Origin of the sequence: Pseudomonas sp. R3.Fl, from assembly GCF_023516765.1 — a bacterium.
GTDB classification, from domain to species: domain Bacteria; phylum Pseudomonadota; class Gammaproteobacteria; order Pseudomonadales; family Pseudomonadaceae; genus Pseudomonas; species Pseudomonas citronellolis.
Genome location: NZ_JAMGSO010000001.1, coordinates 1226434 through 1244197, shown reverse-complemented (window position 1 = coordinate 1244197; position 17764 = coordinate 1226434). Strand labels below are relative to the sequence as shown.

Genomic DNA, 17764 nt, shown 5'->3' with positions numbered 1-17764 from the left:
GCGCCGACGTGGGCGAGCCCCATTGAACGGCTTTGCACCGCCCTGGAACGGTCCTGGCCGCGCAGCTGGAAAGCGCTCAGCCAGGCATGATTCTTTCAGCCAGTTGCCTTGCCGGCACAGCTCGCTCGACTAGCGACATGGCGATGATCGTGGTGACTACGAGCACAAGCCGTCCCCCTCAGAAGGAGCGTACCGCCGGGCTGGCCAGTTCCTGCAGGTAGGTGAGGTCGCACAGCCGCCATTGCCGGAGCCGGCCCTGGATGCGTCCCGCCTGCTGCCAGTCGGAGAGCAGACGGCTGAGGGATTCCGGGCGAATGCCCAGGTGGGTGGCGAGTTGGCGCTGGCTGATCGGCAGCATCAGGCTTTCGCCCTGGCGACGGTGCAGGCCCAGCAGGTAGGCGGCCAGGCGCTGGGAGGCGGAACTGGCGGTCAGCCAGTCGACCTCGTTGACCTGGCGGTAGAGACGCAGGCTGAGGCTTTCCAGCATGCGCATGGCCAATGGCGGATGGCCCTCGCAGGCCTTGTGCAGCGCGTTGCGGCTCAGTCGGAAGAATTCGCCGCTACCCTGGCAGCGGGCGTTCATCGGGTAGCGGCCGTGGGGCATGAACATGGCCGCCTCGGCGATCAGTTGACCTTCGCGGAACAACTGGAAGACATGCTCTTCGCCGTCGCAGGTGAAGCGCAGCATTTCCACGCAGCCACGCCGCACCAGCAGGAAGTGCTCGGCCGGGTCGCCTTCGCGGAACAGCAGTTTGCCGCCCTCGGCGCGCAGCAGACTGGCCGAGTCGCACAGGCTGGCCATGAGGCCCTGCGGCAGGTCGGCGAAGAGGGGGATGGCGCCCAGCAATCGCAGGCATTCGCCGCGGTCTGGCGCGAACTTAACATTTGTCATTCGTGGCGTGCGGGCGGGCTGCAATGATCTGCGAATGAAGATAAGTCTTATTCGCAAGCCGATCAATCGAAGGCTCCCCCGCCTGCTCCTTTCTTTCGTTCTGGCGGCCGGCGCGTGCCTGCAGGCGCCTGCCGGTACGGCCAGGGAAGCGGTGCTGCGGCTGGGCGGCCCCGGCGCGGTGGTGAGCTTCCCGTTGCTGCACATGGTGGAGAGCGGCGCTCTGCAGCAGTACGCCGAGCGCGTCGAATTCCGCCTCTGGCAGAACCCCGACCAGTTGCGCGTGCTGCTGGCCAAGAACGAGCTCGACTACAGCGCCGCCCCGGTGAACCTGCCGGCGCTGATGGCCGGGCGCGGGCAGCCCGTGCGGCTGCTCAACGTCTCGGTGTGGGGAATCATCTGGTTGGTGAGCCGCGACCCCCAGGTGAAGAGTTTCGCCGACCTGGCCGGCAAGGAGGTGGTGCTGCCGTTCCAGCGCGACCTGCCGGCGATCCTGGTCGATGAATTGCTGCTCAGCCACGGCCTGAAGCCGGGCAGGGACCTGACGCTGCGCCCGGTCCGCGATGGCCAGGACGCCCAGGCGCTGCTGCTGGCAGGCCGCGCCGATCACGCCTTGCTGGTGGAGCCGGCGGTGTCCCTGCTGCTTTGGCGCAACCACAGCCAGGGCGGCGCGCCGCTGTACCGCGTGCAAAGCCTGGAGAGCGCCTGGCGGCAGGCCTTCCCGCAGCAGGCCGAACTGCCTCAGGCAGGGCTGATGAGCAGCCCGCAGCGCGCCGAGGACGGCGAACTGGCGCGGGCGGTGGATGCCGCCTACGCCGAGTCCGCCCGTTGGTGCAGCGCGCACCCGCAGGCCTGCGCGGAGCTGGTCCATCGGCACCTGCCGCACCTGCCGGTGGAGGCGCTGGAAGAGTCCATCCGCGTCACGCGCCTGGAGAGTGTTTCCGCCAGCGCGGCGCGTGGACCGCTGGAGGCGCTGTTCGGGCTGATCGCCAAGCGCCATCCACAGGCAATCGGGGGCGCCCTGCCGCCCGCCAGCTTCTATGGACCCTGAGATGAGACCCATGACTTCCCGACGCTGGGCCTTGCTGGGCGGCGCGCTTCTGCTGGTGGGCTGGCAGCTGCTGGCGCTGCGCCTGGGCCCGCTGCTCATGGCGACGCCATGGCAGACGCTGCAAGCCATGGTCCGCCTGCCTTTCGAGGCCGACTTCCGCCTCAACGCCGGGGCCAGTCTGCTGCGTATCGTCCTGGGCGTCGGCCTGGGCTGCCTGCTGGGCTTCTGCCTGGGGCTGCTGGCCGGGCTCGATGCCCGTGTGCGCGGTCTGCTGGAGCCGCTGCGCTGGCTGCTGATGTCGGTGCCGCCAGTGGTGGTCGTGGTGCTGGCGATGCTCTGGGTCGGGCTCGGTTCGGCCATGGTGGTGCTGATCAGTGTGCTGATGCTGGCGCCGGGCATGTACGTGAACACCGTCAAGGGCATGCAGATGGTCGACCGCGGCCTGCTGGAAATGGCGCGGGTCTACCGCTTCAGCCCCTGGCAGAAGCTGCGGCGGCTCTATATCCCCTCACTCACCGCGCCGCTGGGCGCGGCGCTGCTGATCGCCACCTGCGGCGGCGTGCGCCTGGTGGTGATGGCCGAAGTGCTGGGCGCGGAGAGTGGCGCCGGTTTCGCGCTGGCCAATGCGCGCAGCACCTTCGATAGCGCCGGGCTGTATGCCTGGACGCTGCTGATCCTGTTGCTGGTCGCCGCGCTGGAGTTTCTTCTGCTGCAGCCGCTGCAGCGGCGCATGGGCCGTTGGCAGGAGGCCGCCCATGCTTGAGTGGCACGGCGTCGATCTGGTGCTGGGCGAGCGTCGGGTGTTTGCCGATGCCTCCCTGCGCCTGTTGCCCGGCGAGCGGGTCGGCATTCTCGGGCCCAGCGGCGCCGGCAAGAGCAGCCTGCTGCGCCTGGCTGCCGGCCTTCTGAAGCCCCGCCGGGGGCGGCTGGAGAATGGATTCCGCCATCCCGTGCTGGCCTTCCAGGAGCCGCGCCTGCTGCCTTGGTGCCGGGTCGCGGAGAACCTGGAAATCCCCCTGCGGGCGAGCGGCCTCGACCGTGCGAGTGCGCGGCGGATGGCCAGCCACTGGCTGGAACGCGTCGGCCTCGCCGGGCACGAGCGCGCCTGGCCGCATCAACTGTCCGGCGGCATGGCCCAGCGCGTTGCCCTGGCGCGCGCGTTCTCGATCGAGCCGGACCTGCTGCTGCTCGACGAGCCATTCAGCGCGCTGGACCCGGCCCTGCGCGAATCCCTGCTCGACCTCTGCCGCGACTGGCTTGCCAGCTCGGGCGCGGCGCTGCTCTGCGTCAGCCACCATCCGGCCGAGCTGATCGGCCTGGTGGAGCGCTTCGTGCTGGTCAATGACGGCGCGTTGCAGCCCTTCGACCTCACCGGATACGCCGCCGACCAGGTGGCGACGGTGCTGCATCAGACCCTGCTGGCCCTGGAGGCACCCGCGCCATGATCTATCCCATCCTGCTGACCCTGCACCTGTTCGCCGCGCTGATGTTCATCGGCACGGTGTTCTTCGAGGTGCTGATCTTCGAAGGCGTGCGCAAGCACGTGCCGGCCGAGGTGATGCGCCAGGTGGAGCAGGGCATCGGCAAGCGTGCGCGGCGGCTGATGCCCTGGGTGCTGCTGGTGCTGTTCGGCGCCGGCCTGGGCATGGTCTGGACGCGCTACCTGCCGCTGCTGGCGGACCCGCTGGCATCGTCCTTCGGCACCTTGCTGAGCCTGAAGATCCTGCTCGCCCTGAGCGTGCTCGGGCACTTCTTCAGCGCCATGTTCCTGCTCCACAGCGGGCGCATGAATTCGACGTATTTCCGCCGAATCCACCTGAGCGTCTTCAGCCACATGGTCGGCATCGTGCTGCTGGCCAAGGGCATGTTCTACCTGAGCTGGTAAGCCAGATTTCGTGCAGACGGAGCTTGTCATGAGTCGTTGTCCTTCCCCCAAACGCCACTTTCCCTCGAAACTTTCACTTCCCCTGCTGGCCCTCGGCCTGCTGCCACTGGCAGTGGCGGCGGAGGACCGCCTCGAGCTGGAGCCGATGCAGATCAGCGAAAAAAGCCTCGCGCCGGTCAGCCAGTCCACGCAGGCCGAGCGCCAGCGCCTGGCCCGCGTACCGGGCGGCACCAACCTCGCCGAGCCGCAACAGGAGACACGCCTGGCGACCCTGCGCGATGCGCTGGACTATCAGCCCGGCCTGGTGATCCAGGACTTCTTCGGCGGCACCGACCAGCCGCGCCTGAACATCCGGGGTTCGGGCATCCAGAGCAATCCGGTCAACCGCGGCGTGCTGCTGCTGCAGGACGGGCTGCCGCTCAACGAGGCCGACGGTTCCTTCATCATCGGCCTGCTGGAGCCGCGCAATGCGTCGTGGATCAGTGCCCGCCGCGGCGCCAACGCCGGCAGCCCCGGTGCCACCGCCCTGGGTGGCGAGCTGGAGTTCAACTCGCTGACCGGCGCCGACGAAGCCGGACGCGTCCGCCTGGAGGCTGGCAGCTTCGGCCGCCAGGGCCTGCAGGCTGCCGCCGGGCTGGATGAGGGGCGGTACGATGGACGGGTGAGCGTCAGCCACGACGAGTACGACGGCTACCGCCACCACTCCGCTTCCCATCGCACCCTGGTGCAGAGCAACTTCGGCCTGGACCTGGGCAACGGCGTACAGAATCGCAGCTACCTGTCCTACAGCGACCTGACTTTCGAGATTCCCAACGTCATCACCAAGGCGCGCCTGAAGGACGATCCGCGCAGCGTGCTGGGCGACGGCAACACGCCGCAGGACCGCCTGCTCAACGTCTACCAGCGTGACCCGCACCGCGATACCCAGCAACTGCGGCTGGCCAACCGTACGCAGTGGAGCGGGGCGGGCTGGCAGCAGAGCTTCGGCATCTACGGGCAGAACACCCAGGACGATTTCACCGATCCGCTCAGCCACACCCTGACCGACAGCGACACGCTCGGTGCGCAATGGCTGCTCGAAGGCGAGCAGCGCCTGTTCGGCTACCGCCTGGGCGCCAGTTGGTCCTACAGCGACATGACCCGCGAGCTGTACGCCAACAACCCCCAGAACGGAAGCCGCATGCAGCGTTTCGGCAACTTCGACCTCACGGCCTCCAACCTCGATCTGCTGCTCGGCCTGGACTGGAACCTGGCGGCGGACTGGACCCTGGTGACCGAGGTGAAGTGGAGCGATGTCAGCCGCGATGCGGATTCGCGCGATGGCGCCGGCCATCTCGACCAGGGCTGGAACTTCGCCACGCCGAAGATCGGCCTGAACTGGACGCCCAGCCCGGACCTGCGCTGGTACGCCAACATCAGCCGCAGCCACGAAGCGCCGACGTTCTGGGAAATCGTTTCCGCCGAAGTCTCGCCCGCAGCCCCGGCGACGGCGCAGGCGCAGCTGGTCGACCTCGACGTGCAGCGCGCTACCACCTACGAGATCGGCGGCGCCGGTCGCATCGCCCGCACCGACTGGAGCCTGACGCTGTACCAGAGCGACGTGGAAGACGAGCTGATCTCCACCAGCGACGCCTACGGGGTGAAGGTGGGAACCTACAACTACGGCTCGCGCACCCGCCACCGCGGCGTCGAAGCAGGGCTGAACGGCTTGCTGCCGACGGCATCCAGCATCGGCGGCGACCTGGCCTACCGGGTGGCGTGGACCTTCAGCGACTTCCGCTTCCGCGGCGGCGAGTTCCAGGGCAACCGGATCGCCGGCGTGCCGCGCCAGCTCTGGTCGGCCGAGCTGCTCTACCGGCGCGGGCCGTGGAGCGTCGGGCCCAACCTGCGCTGGCTGCCCCAGGACACCCCGACCGACCACGCCAACACCCGCAACAACTATCAGGACGCCTATGCGCTCTGGGGCCTCAAAGCCGCCTACAAGGCGCGCGAGGGCCTGAGTGTGTACGTGCAGGGCGACAACCTGGCGGACAAGACCTATGCCAGCAGCTACGTGATCCGCAACCGCGCCGATGCCAGTCAGCCGACCTTTCTCAGCGGCAACGGGCGCAGCCTGACCGTGGGGGCGGAATACGCTTTCTAGGGGCGGTTGCTCCCAGCCTGCTCGCCGCGGCGCACCGCCAGCGCCTGCGGGTTCGCAACGTTCTTCGGCTTGCCTTCGAAGAAGGCCAGCACATTGTCGAAGGCATCGCCGAAGTACAGCTCATAGCCGTTCTTCTCCACGTACCCCAGGTGCGGGGTGCAGAGCGCGCGCGGATGGTTCAGCAGGGGGTTGTCGGGGGCGAGCAGGGGTTCCTGTTCGTAGACGTCCACGGCCGCGTAGCCGGGGCGTCCGGCGTCCAGGGCCTGGAGCAATGCGCCGGGGGCGATCAGCTCGGCGCGGCTGATGTTCACCAGCAGGGCGCTGCTTTTCATTCGGGCGAGGTCGTCGAAGGTGACGCCATGGCGCGTGCGTTCGGACAGGCGCAGGTTGAGGCTGAGGATGTCCGCTTCGGCGAAGAAGGCTTCGCGAGAGGCCGCTGCCTGATGGCCGTCGGCCGTGGCGGCCGCCCGGCTGCCTTCGCTGCCCCAGACCAGCACCGGCATGTCGAACGCCTGGGCGTAGCGCGCCAGGCGCTGGCCGATCTTGCCGTAGCCCCAGATGCCCAGCGTTTGCCCGGCCAGTGCCTGGCCCACATTGACCTGCCAGTGGCCCGCCTTGAATGCCTCGATGGCCGGTACCAGCTGCCGGCGCGCATCGAGGATGAGCGCCCAGGCCAGTTCGGCGGGCGCCACGGGCGAGCCGCGGCCTTCGGTCACGACGATGCCGCGCTCGGTGCAGGCGTCGAGGTCGAGGTGGCCCGAGACCTTGCCCGTCTGGCTGATCAGCTTGAGCTTCGGCAGCCTGTCGAGCAGCGCGGCATCGATGCGTGTGCGTTCGCGGGTGAGCACTAAAGCGTCGGCGTCGGCGAACCGCGTCGCCAGCTCGTCCGGCGACGCAGGGCCCAGGTCGTGGATCAGGCTGACCTCGTGCCCGCCCAGGCGGGCGAAGCAGTCGAGCGTTTGGATGGCGTGTTGGTAGTCGTCGGGGATGACGATGTGCATGTGGGTTCGGCCCCTGCGGTCATGTGAGCGACCTCGGGACGATAGCCGATTTCCTGGTGGATTTCGTGGGTGACAGCTTGCGGCCCGGAGCGTGGACCTTGCCATCAGTGCGCCTGTGCTAATGTGCGCGCACCCCACCTCCAGGTCCCGAATGCCCATGTCCATCGCCGACAGCCTGCTTGCGTTTACCTTCGCTGCCACATTGCTGGCGCTGACTCCCGGCCTGGATACCGCCCTGGTGCTCAGGACGGCCGCGGTGGAAGGCAAGCGGGAAGGGCTGCGCGCCGCGCTGGGCATCAACGCCGGCTGCCTGCTTTGGGGCGCCGCTGTCGCTTTCGGGTTGGGCGCGTTGATCGCCGTGTCCGAGTTGGCCTTCAACGCGCTGAAGTACTGCGGCGCCGCCTACCTGGCATGGCTCGGGTTGAACCTGCTGCTGCGGCCGCGGCATAGCCTGGCGTCAGTCGAAACCCAGGGCAGGGCGGAAACCAACTGGTTCCTCAAGGGCATGCTGGGCAACCTGCTGAACCCCAAGGTCGGTGTCTTCTACGTCTCGTTCCTGCCCCAGTTCATCCCGCAGGGCCAGCCCCTGGTGGCCTGGACCTTCGGCCTGGTCGGCATCCATGTGGCGATAGGTCTGCTCTGGTCGCTGGCCCTCATCGGCGCGACGCGGCCACTGGCGGGAGTGTTGCGTCGCGAAAAGGTCATCAAGTGGATGGACAGGACGACGGGCACGGTCTTTCTCCTGTTCGCCGCGCGGCTGGCGCTGAGCCGGCGTTGAGGCGCGCCGCGCCAAAGAGGGCGTGGAGTCCGCTCCTACAAGGTAGCCGGGAAGCACGGCATTCCTCCCCCGTAGGAGCGGACCTTGTCCGCGATAGCCGGAGGTATCGGCGCGGTTCGCGGATGAGATCCGCTCCTACGCCGCCCCACCCGCGCCATTCCCCTGTAGGAGCGCGCCCTGCGCGCGAATCGCGGGCAGGGCCCGCTCCTACGAAGAGCAGCGCATGCTCCTGCAGGCTGCCGGCAAGAGCTTGCCCCTACCACACCCGTAGGATGGGTTGAGCGAAGCGATACCCATCACCAATGGCAGCATGGGTTTCGCAAGCTCAACCCATCCTACGAAAAGCGCCTCGATGCGTGGCTCCTACGTTCCCCGTCCGCGATGGGATTCACCGGCCACGCCGAACGCCCCGGTGGCACGGCCTGCTGCCGAACCACGGTTGCGGCGGGGCCTTGCGGTCGGATGCTCTGCGCAACCGGTGATAAACTGGGCCGTTTCAGCGCCCCTGCCTGGCCAAGGAGATTCATCCATGTTCGGAGTGACCGATTACGGCGCGTTCCTCGTTGCGTTCATCGTTCTGCTGGCCATTCCCGGGCCGGGTAACTTCGCGCTGATCACGGCCACCGGCAAGGGCGGCATCAAGGCCGGGCTGGCGGCGACCTGCGGCGTGATCCTGGGCGATCAGGTGCTGTTGTGGATGGCGGTGGCGGGCGTGGCGACCTTGCTGGCCACTTACCCCGCGGCCTTCCACGCGGTGCAATGGCTGGGCGCCGCCTACCTGGCGTGGCTGGGGCTGCGGATGCTGTTGAGCAAGCCGGGCAGCGCACCTCGCAAGAGCAGCATGCAAAGCGGCCATTACCTGCGCCAGACCATGCTGATCACGCTGCTGAACCCCAAGGCGATCGTGTTCTACATGGCCTTCCTGCCGCTGTTCATCGACCCGGTGAGTCACCAGGGGCTGGTGACCTTCGCCTTCATGGCGGTGACCGTGGCGGTGGTGACCTTCCTCTACGGCCTGGCGGCCGTTCTGCTGACCCACAAGCTGGCCGAGCGCATGCGGGCCAATCCGCGTGTCGCCAATCTGCTGGAGCGCCTGGCCGGGGCTTGCCTGCTGGGGTTCGGCATCAAGCTGGCGGCAATGCGCTAGGCACCGGCCAGCGCAGGTGTCCGGCATCCGCCAGGTGCTCGGGAGAATTGCGCGGGGCAGGGCAAATCCAGTATTGTTGAGAACGATTATCATGTTTAACAAGACTGGACGTCCATGGACCGCGAGCAGGCATTCGAACGGGATGTTGAACGGCTCTACATTGCCCACCACGGCTGGCTGAAGGGCTGGCTGCAGCGCCGCCTGGGCGGGCATGCCGATGCCGAGGACCTGGCCCAGGACACCTTCGTGCGCGTGATGCGTTCGCGCAGCCCCCTTGCCGACCTGCGCCAGCCGCTGGCCTACCTCGCCACCATCGCCAATAGCCTGCTGGTCAACCGTTGGCGGCGCCAGGCGGTGGAGCGTGCCTACCTGGAGGCGCTGGCCGCGCGTCCGGAGCGGGTGGCGCCTTCCGAAGAAGAGCGCCTGCTGCTGATCGAAGCGCTGGTGGAGGTGGATGAACTGCTGCACGGCCTCGCGGCGCAGGTGCGGGAGATCTTCCTGATGTCGCAGCTCGACGGCCTGACCTACCCGCAGATCGCCGCGCACCTGGGCCTGAGCGTCAACCAGGTGCAAAAGGCCATGGGCAAGGCCTTCGCTGCCTGCTACGCCAGCCGCTTCGAGTGAGTGCCATGTCCCGCGATACCGACTCCCGTCCCATCCCCGCGCTCATCCGCGACCAGGCCATCGCCTGGTTCACCCTGGCCCAGTCGGGCTGCATGAGTGATGCCGAGCAGCGCCAGTTGCTGAACTGGCGCGAGGCGAGCAGCGAGCATGAGCGCGCCTGGCAGCGCCTGAGCAGCATTCCGCTCAGCCTGCAGCGCCACGCCGGCCCGCTGGCCGACCCACTGGCGCGGCAACTGGCCGGGCGCCGCCACTACAGCGAGCTGGACCGGCGCAAGGCGCTCAAGGTGCTGGTCGGCTTCGGCCTGCTCGGCGGGCTTGCCTGGCAGGGGCGCGACAGCCACTGGGTGCAAGGCGCCATGGCCGACTACCACACCGGCACCGGTGAACGCCGCCAGCGGACGCTGCCCGATGGCACGCGCCTCTGGCTCAATACCGCCACGGCAGTCGATGTGCGTTACACCGACAGCGCGCGCGAGTTGCACCTGCGCTATGGCGAAATCGAGATTCTCACCGCCGGCGATGCCGCGGGGCGGCCGTTCCGAGTGATCAGCCAGGAGGCGGTGCTGCAGCCCCTGGGGACGCGCTTCCGCGTCCGGCGGGAGAACGACGGGCAGGGCACCTTCCTGGCGGTCACCCAGGGACGCGTCGCCGCCAGTTCCCTGGCGGGCGGTGCGCCGACGGTGATCGAGGCGGGCTGGCAGGCGCGCATCGGCGCGGCTGGCGTGGGCACGCCGCAGGCGCTGGAGGTGAACGAGGGCGCCTGGGTCGATGGCTACCTGATCGCCGAGCGCATGCGCCTGGCGGACTTCCTCGCCGAGCTGGATCGCTATCGCCTCGGCCTGCTGCGTTGCGACCCGGCGGTGGCGGACATCCGCCTGAGCGGTTCCTACCCGCTGGGCGACACCGACCAGGTGCTGGCCATGCTGGCGGACAGCCTGCCGGTCAGGGTCCAGCGGCGTACCCGCTACTGGGTGACGGTGGGCCCTCGCTGAGGCGGATAGCCCCCGCCAGCGTGGCGATGAAAATAATTCTCAGAAAAGTGGCAGGTTTTCGTTTCTCGCTTGGCCTAGGGAGAAATCCCTGCTCGCACACGCGGGCCCACAACGAGAAACGGACCCTCTGCCCATGACGCTTCACCCCATCGCTCGCGCTCTGCGCCAATCGCTCGGTTTGGCCATGCTCTCCTGTTCCGCGCTCGCCCTGCTGCCGGCCTTGCCGGCGCAGGCCGAATCCACGGCCACGCGGACCCAGCAATACGCCATCCCCGCCGGCCCGCTGGACCAGGTGCTGGGCGAGTTCGGCCGGCGCGCGGGCATTCCGATCTCGGTGAACGCCGGGCTGACCGAAGGCAAGCGCAGCGCCGGGCTCAACGGCGAGTACGGCATCGAGGACGGCTTCGCCCGCATCCTTGCCGGCACGCAACTGAGCGTGCGGCGCCTGGGCAACGGCGGTTACGGCCTGGTACCCGCGCCGCAATCCGGCGCGGTGCTGGAGATGGGCGCCACGACCGTCTCCAGCCAGCAGCTCGACCCGACCACCGAGGGCACCCAGTCCTATTCGGCCCGCGCGGTGACCATCGGCAAGGGCGCGCATACGCTGCGCGAAACGCCGCAGGCGGTGACCGTCCTGACCCGCCAGTACCTGGATGACCGCAACATCACCACCATCGACCAGGCCATGGAGAAGACCCCGGGCATCACCGTGTACGAGTCGCCCATGGGCGGCAAGTACTTCTACTCCCGCGGCTTCATGATGCAGGGGCAGTACCAGTACGACGGCGTGCCGCTGGATGTCGGCGGCGAATACGTCCAGGCCAACAGCTTCTCCGGCGACATGGCCTTCTACGACCGCGTCGAGGTGCTCAAGGGGGCGGCGGGCATGATGAAGGGCTCGGGCAGCTCCACCGGCGGGGTCAACTTCGTGCGCAAGCGTGGCCAGAGCACGCCGGCCACCCACCTGACGCTCTCGGCGGGCTCATGGGACAACTACCGCGGCCAGGTGGACAGCGGCGGCCCGCTCAACGAGTCCGGCACGCTGCGCGGGCGCACCGTGGTGGCGCTGCAGGACCGGCAGTATTTCTACGACCTGGGCAAGCGCAAGGACCAGGTCCTCTACGGCGCCCTGGACTACGACGTGACGCCGGACACCACCGTCGGGCTGGGCGTCGCCTACGAGCGGCTCGACGCCAGGCCCTGCTGGCACGGCCTGCCGCGCTACAGCGATGGCTCGGACCTGAAGCTCAGCCGCTCGACCTGCCTGGGGGCGTCCTGGAACACCTGGGACAGCGAGCGCACCACCGTCTTCGCCGACCTGTCCCACCAGTTGAACGAGGACTGGGCCTTCAAGTTCGCCGGTGTCTGGACGCACAACGACCAGGACATCAAGTACGCCCTGTCCGAGACGCCGGGCGGCGTTGCCCCGGGCGCCACCACGGCGCCTTCCTCGGTCTACTCCGGGCTGTTCGACTACGACCAGACCGACTACGGCTTCGATGCCTACCTGGACGGAAAATTCGATGCCTTCGGCCTGCAGCACGAGCTGATCGTCGGCGCCAACGCCAGCCGCGCACAAACCCATGACCATTGGGCGCTGATCAACATGACCGGGCTGCTCGGCATCTCCCAGGACCCCTTCAACCCCAACCCGCACATGCCCGAGCCGGCGGACAGCTTCTACGCCTCCAACTCTTACCGGGGCGGCCCGGTTCCCACCGAGTCCGACACCCGGCAGTTCGGCACCTACGCCACGCTTCGGCTGAAGCTGGCCGAGCCTCTGACCTTCGTCCTCGGCTCCCGCGTCAGTTGGTACCGCAACGACCGCGACTCCTACACCCAGGCCTGGGACTACTGGCAGCACGACAAGAGCCAGGAAAACGGCCAGGTCACGCCCTTCGCGGCGCTCATCTACGATCTGAACGAGGAATGGTCCGTGTACACCAGCTACGCGGATATCTTCCAGCCCCAGAGCACCTACACCGACGAATCCGGCAGCCCGCTGCAGCCCAAGACCGGCGGCAGCTACGAAGTCGGGATCAAGGGTGAGCTGATGGACGGCCGCGTCAACACCGCCTTCAACCTCTTCCGCACGATCGAAGAGCACCGGGCCGAGGCGAACTACGACAGCGCCTGCCCCGGCTCTTCGGACGGCTACTGCTACAGCGACGCGGGCAAGGTACGGGCGCAGGGCTTCGAAGCGGAAATCAGCGGCGAGGTGATCGACAGGCTGCAGGTGCTGGCCGGTTATACCTACACCCAGACCAAATACCTCGAGAGCGCGGACGACAACCCGCAGGAAACGGCCTTCGCGGTCACCTATTTCCCGCGCCACCTGTTCCGCGCCTGGGCCGACTACCAACTGGCCGGCGAGCTGGATCGGTGGAGCGTGGGCGCCGGCGTCACGACGCAGAGCGACACCTCTGCCACGTCGTCCAGCGTGAAGTCGGTGCAGTCCGGCTACGCCATCTGGAGCGGCCGCCTGGGCTACCGCATCGACGACCACTGGTCGGTCGCCCTCAACGGCAACAACCTGTTCGACAAGAAGTACTACCAGAGCGTGGGGGCCATTTCCTGGGGCAACTTCTACGGCGAGCCGCGTAACTTCATGGTCACGCTGCAGGGCTCGTTCTGACCTCTGCCTCTTCAGGCGCCTCGCATTGTGAGGCGCCTTTCACAGGCACGGGAACGGAAGTTCGCTTCTGCTCGATGGAGGACGGTTGTTCATGGAGATGGGCAATGGTCACTGGCAGCTTCCGACCCAGGCTGGGTGAAAACGTCGTCCTCTCCTGCCGTAACTGGGCGACCGTCCTATCACCCCGCTGTACTGTTGAAGGTTTACATCTACGGTTACCTCAACCACATCCGGTCCAGTCGTCGCCTGGAGCGCGAATGCCAGCGCAACCTTGAACTGATGTGGCTGACTGGACGGCTGGCGCCGGACTTCAAAACCATCAGTCATCAAGCCAGGCCAGCCGCCCGGTGTCATCGCCGTCGGTTATTCGGACGGCAATGCACATTGGCGATTTTGCGCTAGCACCAGTTCAGAATTGGATTGGCATCGCCCCAACGAGTTGCTGGAAACTTTATAGTTTTCAGAACTTGCCTCTCAGGGTCACCATGAAGTTGCGCGGTGAGCCATACCAGTTGCCGTAGTCGCTGCTGGCCACGGTCTGGTAGTACTTCTTGTCGAACAGGTTGTTGCCGTTGAGAGCGGCGGTCCAGTGCTCGTCGATGCGGTATTCCACCAGCGCATTCCACAGTGCGTAGCCGGCCTGGGTGTACTCGAAGCTGTTGATGCTGGGGCTCAGTGATCCGTCTTCCAGGCGGCGCTGCACTTCACCGCTGACGTAGTTGCTGCTCTGAATAGTAGCGCCGGTGCCGACCTTCCAGCGCTCCAATTCGCCGGGCAGCTGGTAGGTGGTGAAGAACTTGAACAGATGCTTGGGCGTCTGTGTGCTGATAGGTTTGCCTACGGCGGTATCGTCGCCAGTCTTGCGCTGCTCGTTGAGGTTGAAGGTGTATCCGGCGGTGAGCTGCCAGCCCGGCGCCAGTTCGCCGGAGATTTCCGTGTCGAAACCTTTGCTGATCATCTTGCCGCCGGCTACATAGCAGCAGGCGTTGGTCGGAGTGTCCTCGTAGTACAACTGGATCGCGTTGTTCTCCTGCCTGGTGTAGTAGATCGCCGAGGACAGGTTCAACTGCCCGCCGAACAGCTCTCCCTTCACGCCCATCTCATAGGTGTCGCCGGTAATGGCCTTGAGCGGCTTGAGGTCCGCTCCAAGGATTTCCGGCTGCGGTTTGTAGATCTGCGCATAGCTGGTGTAGAGCGACCACTCGGGCGTGACGGAATACACTAGCCCGCCGAAGGGCGTGACGATGCCGCTGTCGCGGCCGCCATCCTTGCTGTCGGTGCCGAAGGAAGGCACCACGGCGTGGATGGTGTTGGAGTAGTCGGAGTAGCGTGCGCCGACGATCAGCTTGAGCGGATCGGCCAACTCCAGGCGAAGGGTGCCGTACGCGCCGCTCTTGCGCAGGTTCCAGTCCGGGTACTCGTAGTACAGATCCGGACTGGCTGGCTTGGGCAATGAGCCGATGTCGGTGGAGAACACGTCCACCGGTTGCCGTGACGCCCACTCGCTGTGGTCGGTATAGCTGCGCTGGATGTCCGAGTAATCGACGCCCATCAGGACTTCGTGACGGCGGCCGAAGGCGCTGAAGGCGCCTTGCAGGTTGGCGTCGAACAGGTCCTGGTCGATGGAGTAGTTGCGCACAATGCGCTGGAAGGTTGCGCCTTCGAGGGTGTCGGGATTGACCGGGCCGCTCACTGCACCCATGTCCTGCTCGGTGTCGTAGCGGCTGCGGGTGAAGCTGGAGTTGACCTTCCAGTTCTCGTCGAAGCTGTGCTCGACCTTGAGGAAGCCTTCCTTGCGCTCGTAGTTATTGCTTGACCAGTCCGCTGCCAGGGTAGTGCTGCGCGACAGACCCAGCGGGTCGCCGGTGGTGAAGCGTGGCAAGCCGTTTTCCCAGTAGCCGTCCATGTCGCGCCATTCGTAGGTGCCGCCGACGCTGACTAGGGTGTCGGGGGTGACGTCGGCTTCGAGCACGCCGAACAGGACATGCTTGTCACTGTTGGCGCCGCTGTAGAAGTAGCGTTTGTTCTCCTGGGAGGCGGCGAAGCGTCCGCGCAGGGCGCCGTCAAAGGCCAGCGGCCCGGTGACGTCGACTTCGCTGCGGTAGTTGTCCCAGCTGCCGGCGGACAGGTTGACCTGGGTCTGGGCATGGGGCAGCGCGCGCTTGCGCACCAGGTTGATCACCCCGGAAGGCTCCCCGGTGCCGCCAAACAGGCCGTCGGAGCCGCGCAGTACCTCGATGTGGTCGTAGGCGGTGGTGTCGGCCAGGGAATCATAGGTCTGCTCGCGGAAGCCGGGTGTGCCGCCATCGACCTGCACGTTGGTCAGGGCGAAGCCGCGCGAAAGGATCTTGGTGTTGGCGTCGTTGCCACCGACCAGGGTAATGCCGGTGGTCTGGTCGAGCGCTTCGCCGATGGTGGTGATGCCCTGGTCCTCCATGCGCTGGCGGGTAATGATTGAAATGGACTGCGGAATGTCCTTCAGCGCCCGGGCGCTCTTGCCGCCGATGCTGGCGGCGCCGGTGGTATACGAGCCGGTGCCCTCGGTCATGCCGTCCAGAGTCTGGCCGACCACCAGGGTGTCGTCCAGCGCCAGCGCCGCATTGGGGTTGCGCACCAGGCCGTAGACGCCATCGCCGCGGAACACCGCTTGCAGACCAGTGCCGCGCAGCAGGGCGGCGAGACCTTCCTCGACGCTGTAGTGGCCGCGCAGCCCGCTGGAGTTCAGGCCCTGGGTCAGGTCCGGGGAGAATTGCACGGTGATCTGCGCCTGGGCGGCGAAGCGGCTCAGCGCCTGGCCGAGGCTGCCGGCCTGGATGCTGTAGGTGTGCCCGGCGGCTTCCGGCGCGGCCTGGGCCAGCGGCATCGCCGACTGCAGGGCCATGGCCAGCGCGCTGAGCGCGAGCAGGCGGCGGGGCTGGGCCAGGCGCTGGCCGGGGGCGGCGCGCCGCGTTGCGGAGGCGGGGGGGATGCGGTAGGTCATGAATGGGTTGTCCTTTGTGTGTGGCAGTTCCACATCAAAGGACTGATGGCTGGAAAAAAGAGGCCAACATTTTTCAGCGCTTGCTGATGCTGATCCAGTAACGCGTGCGGTAGCTGACATCCACCGGCAGGGTGGCGGGCAGGGCGGCGAGGATGGCGTCGGTGTTGTCCAGCTGGAAGCCGCCGCTGATGCGCAGGCGCGCCGCCTCGTTGTCGCAGCGCAGCCAGCCGTTGCGATAGCGCCCCAGTTCGCGGAGGAAGTCGCCCAGCGGCATGTCGTCGGCCACCAGTTGGCCTTGGGTCCACAACAGGCTGTCTGCCTGGGCGGGGCGCGGTTTTTCCACGGCCCGTTCGCTGAAGAGCACCTGGTTGCCCGCCTCGACGACCTGCCCGTCGCCTTGCCGGGGCATGACCAGCACCTTGCCCTGCAGCACCTGCAGTTGCGTCAGGCCGTCGAGCTGGCGGACGCTGAAGCGCGTGCCCAGCGCCTGCAGCAGGCCTTGTTCGGTGGCGACGCGCAAGGGCCGATGCACCGGGCTTTGGCTGTCCGCGCCGCTCTCGACGAGGATTTCCCCGCGCAGCAGGCGGATCAGGCGTTGCTCGTCGTTGAAGTCGAGGTCCACGGCGGTATCGGTGTTCAGGTCCAGCAGGCTGCCGTCGGCCAGGCGCAGGTGCTGGCGTTCGCCCACGGCCGTCTGGTAGTCCGCGGTCCAGCGCGTCCACGGGGCCTGGCGGTAGCCGAGGTAGCCGACCGGCAATAGCGCGGCCAGCACCAGCAGTTTTTTCATCTCCTGGCGCCGTTCGCGGTTGAGCGTGCCCATGGCCAGGTCGCGCGGCAGCAGGCCGAGGCGTTCCTGCACCCGTTGCACACGCTGCCAGGCTCGCTCGTGTTCCGGGTCGGCCGCGCGCCAGCGCCTGCAGGCCTGCTGCTGGCCGTTGTCCGCCGCGCCTTCGTGCAGGCGCATCAACCAGTGCGCCGCCTGGCGGGCCACTTCGGGGCGGATCGGCGCGCCATTGTCGCCGCTCATCCCAGGTTGCCCTCGAACAGGATGCAGGCCTCGAAGGCGCTGACCATGTGGCGCTTCACGGTGCGTTCGCTGATGCCCAACTGCTGGGCGATCTGGGCGTAGGTGAGGCCGTCGAGCTGGGACAGCAGGAAGACGCTGCGCACCATGGGTTTGAAGCGGTCGAGGAGGGCGTCGAGCTGCTGCAGGGTTTCGCGCATCAGCCAGAGGTCCTCGGCGGACAGCGCGAAGGCCTCGGGCACGCGAGCGAGCACATCGAGGTAGGCCTGTTCCAGGGAGTGGCGGCGGAAGTGGTCGTACACCAGGCGCCGCCCGACCGTGGCCAGGTAGGCCCGCGGGCGCTGCAGGTCGAGGGCTTCGCCGGTCTTGCGTTGGGCCTGGAGCAGGCGCAGGAAGGTGTCCTGGGCCAGGTCGGCCGCCTGGCTGGTGCAGCCCAGGCGACGGTACAGCCAACCCTTCAGCCAGCTGTTGTGCTCCATGTACAACAGCCCCATCTGATCCTTGCTCAAACCGACTCCCCCCACCCGGAAGTCGCGAACAATAATTGATAATTATTCTCACTTCAATGGGCGGCTGTCGGCTCGGCGTGCGGGCCTGTCTGGGGGGATCGCCGAT

General features: G+C 67.2%; 15 protein-coding genes and 1 pseudogene. 11 read left to right on the top strand and 5 right to left on the bottom strand.

Annotated elements, in window-relative coordinates:
- Window positions 1-178: 178 nt before the first annotated feature.
- Window positions 179-892: a Crp/Fnr family transcriptional regulator gene (locus M8R19_RS05050; protein ID WP_249917211.1), complete on the bottom strand. Its 714-nt coding sequence runs from the start codon at window positions 890-892 to the stop codon at window positions 179-181.
- 34 nt (window positions 893-926) lie between these two features.
- Between M8R19_RS05050 and M8R19_RS05045 the strand changes: the two genes are divergently transcribed.
- Genes M8R19_RS05045 through M8R19_RS05025 form a run of 5 tightly spaced genes read left to right on the top strand, consistent with a single transcriptional unit; the run spans window position 927 to window position 5968 of the window.
- On the top strand, window positions 927-1940 hold the full coding sequence (locus M8R19_RS05045) for an ABC transporter substrate-binding protein (RefSeq protein WP_249917210.1): 1014 nt from the start codon (window positions 927-929) through the stop codon (window positions 1938-1940).
- A gap of 10 nt (window positions 1941-1950) precedes the next feature.
- Entirely contained in the window at window positions 1951-2703 is a 753-nt protein-coding gene (locus M8R19_RS05040; protein ID WP_043315096.1) for an ABC transporter permease, read from the top strand.
- Window positions 2696-3385 carry an ABC transporter ATP-binding protein gene (locus tag M8R19_RS05035; protein WP_249917209.1) on the top strand — a complete coding sequence of 230 codons (690 nt, stop codon included), beginning with the start codon at window positions 2696-2698 and terminating at the stop codon, window positions 3383-3385. Before M8R19_RS05040 ends, M8R19_RS05035 begins: the two co-directional genes overlap by 8 nt.
- Window positions 3382-3825, top strand: coding sequence for a CopD family copper resistance protein (locus M8R19_RS05030; RefSeq protein WP_249917208.1), 444 nt, complete (start codon window positions 3382-3384; stop codon window positions 3823-3825). The genes M8R19_RS05035 and M8R19_RS05030 overlap by 4 nt, the downstream gene beginning before the upstream one ends.
- A 28-nt stretch (window positions 3826-3853) precedes the next feature.
- Entirely contained in the window at window positions 3854-5968 is a 2115-nt protein-coding gene (locus M8R19_RS05025) for a TonB-dependent receptor family protein (protein WP_249917207.1), read from the top strand.
- On the opposite strand, the gene M8R19_RS05020 is transcribed toward M8R19_RS05025, so the two are convergent.
- Window positions 5965-6969 (bottom strand): D-2-hydroxyacid dehydrogenase family protein, encoded by a 1005-nt coding sequence (locus tag M8R19_RS05020; protein WP_249917206.1) that lies wholly within the window; start codon window positions 6967-6969, stop codon window positions 5965-5967. The two genes, M8R19_RS05025 and M8R19_RS05020, sit on opposite strands and share 4 nt — an antisense overlap.
- 157 nt (window positions 6970-7126) lie before the next feature.
- Here M8R19_RS05020 and M8R19_RS05015 point away from each other — a divergent pair, with 157 nt between their 5' ends.
- The 6 genes and pseudogenes from M8R19_RS05015 to M8R19_RS04990 all read left to right on the top strand — a co-directional run.
- Window positions 7127-7747 carry a LysE family translocator gene (locus M8R19_RS05015; RefSeq protein WP_249917205.1) on the top strand — a complete coding sequence of 207 codons (621 nt, stop codon included), beginning with the start codon at window positions 7127-7129 and terminating at the stop codon, window positions 7745-7747.
- 529 nt (window positions 7748-8276) lie between these two features.
- Complete coding sequence (locus tag M8R19_RS05010) at window positions 8277-8894, top strand: LysE family transporter (RefSeq protein WP_249917204.1); 618 nt, start codon at window positions 8277-8279, stop codon at window positions 8892-8894.
- A gap of 114 nt (window positions 8895-9008) precedes the next feature.
- Window positions 9009-9518, top strand: coding sequence for a sigma-70 family RNA polymerase sigma factor (locus tag M8R19_RS05005; protein WP_043267035.1), 510 nt, complete (start codon window positions 9009-9011; stop codon window positions 9516-9518).
- A 5-nt stretch (window positions 9519-9523) separates the two neighbouring features.
- The gene (locus M8R19_RS05000; protein ID WP_249917203.1) at window positions 9524-10510 is read left to right on the top strand and encodes a FecR domain-containing protein; all 987 of its coding nucleotides are present in this window, start codon (window positions 9524-9526) and stop codon (window positions 10508-10510) included.
- Window positions 10511-10643: 133 nt separating this feature from the next.
- Window positions 10644-13145 carry a TonB-dependent siderophore receptor gene (locus tag M8R19_RS04995; protein ID WP_249917202.1) on the top strand — a complete coding sequence of 834 codons (2502 nt, stop codon included), beginning with the start codon at window positions 10644-10646 and terminating at the stop codon, window positions 13143-13145.
- Between the two features lie 153 nt (window positions 13146-13298).
- Window positions 13299-13472, top strand: a pseudogene (locus tag M8R19_RS04990) (transposase); the annotation flags it as partial.
- Between the two features lie 133 nt (window positions 13473-13605).
- Here M8R19_RS04990 and M8R19_RS04985 read toward each other — a convergent pair.
- From M8R19_RS04985 to M8R19_RS04975, 3 genes are all read right to left on the bottom strand, one after another.
- Window positions 13606-16125, bottom strand: coding sequence for a TonB-dependent siderophore receptor (locus M8R19_RS04985; RefSeq protein ID WP_249917201.1), 2520 nt, complete (start codon window positions 16123-16125; stop codon window positions 13606-13608).
- 73 nt (window positions 16126-16198) lie between these two features.
- Entirely contained in the window at window positions 16199-17152 is a 954-nt protein-coding gene (locus M8R19_RS04980; protein WP_249917200.1) for a FecR domain-containing protein, read from the bottom strand.
- Entirely contained in the window at window positions 17149-17643 is a 495-nt protein-coding gene (locus tag M8R19_RS04975; RefSeq protein WP_074981119.1) for a sigma-70 family RNA polymerase sigma factor, read from the bottom strand. Before M8R19_RS04975 ends, M8R19_RS04980 begins: the two co-directional genes overlap by 4 nt.
- Window positions 17644-17764: the final 121 nt, after the last annotated feature.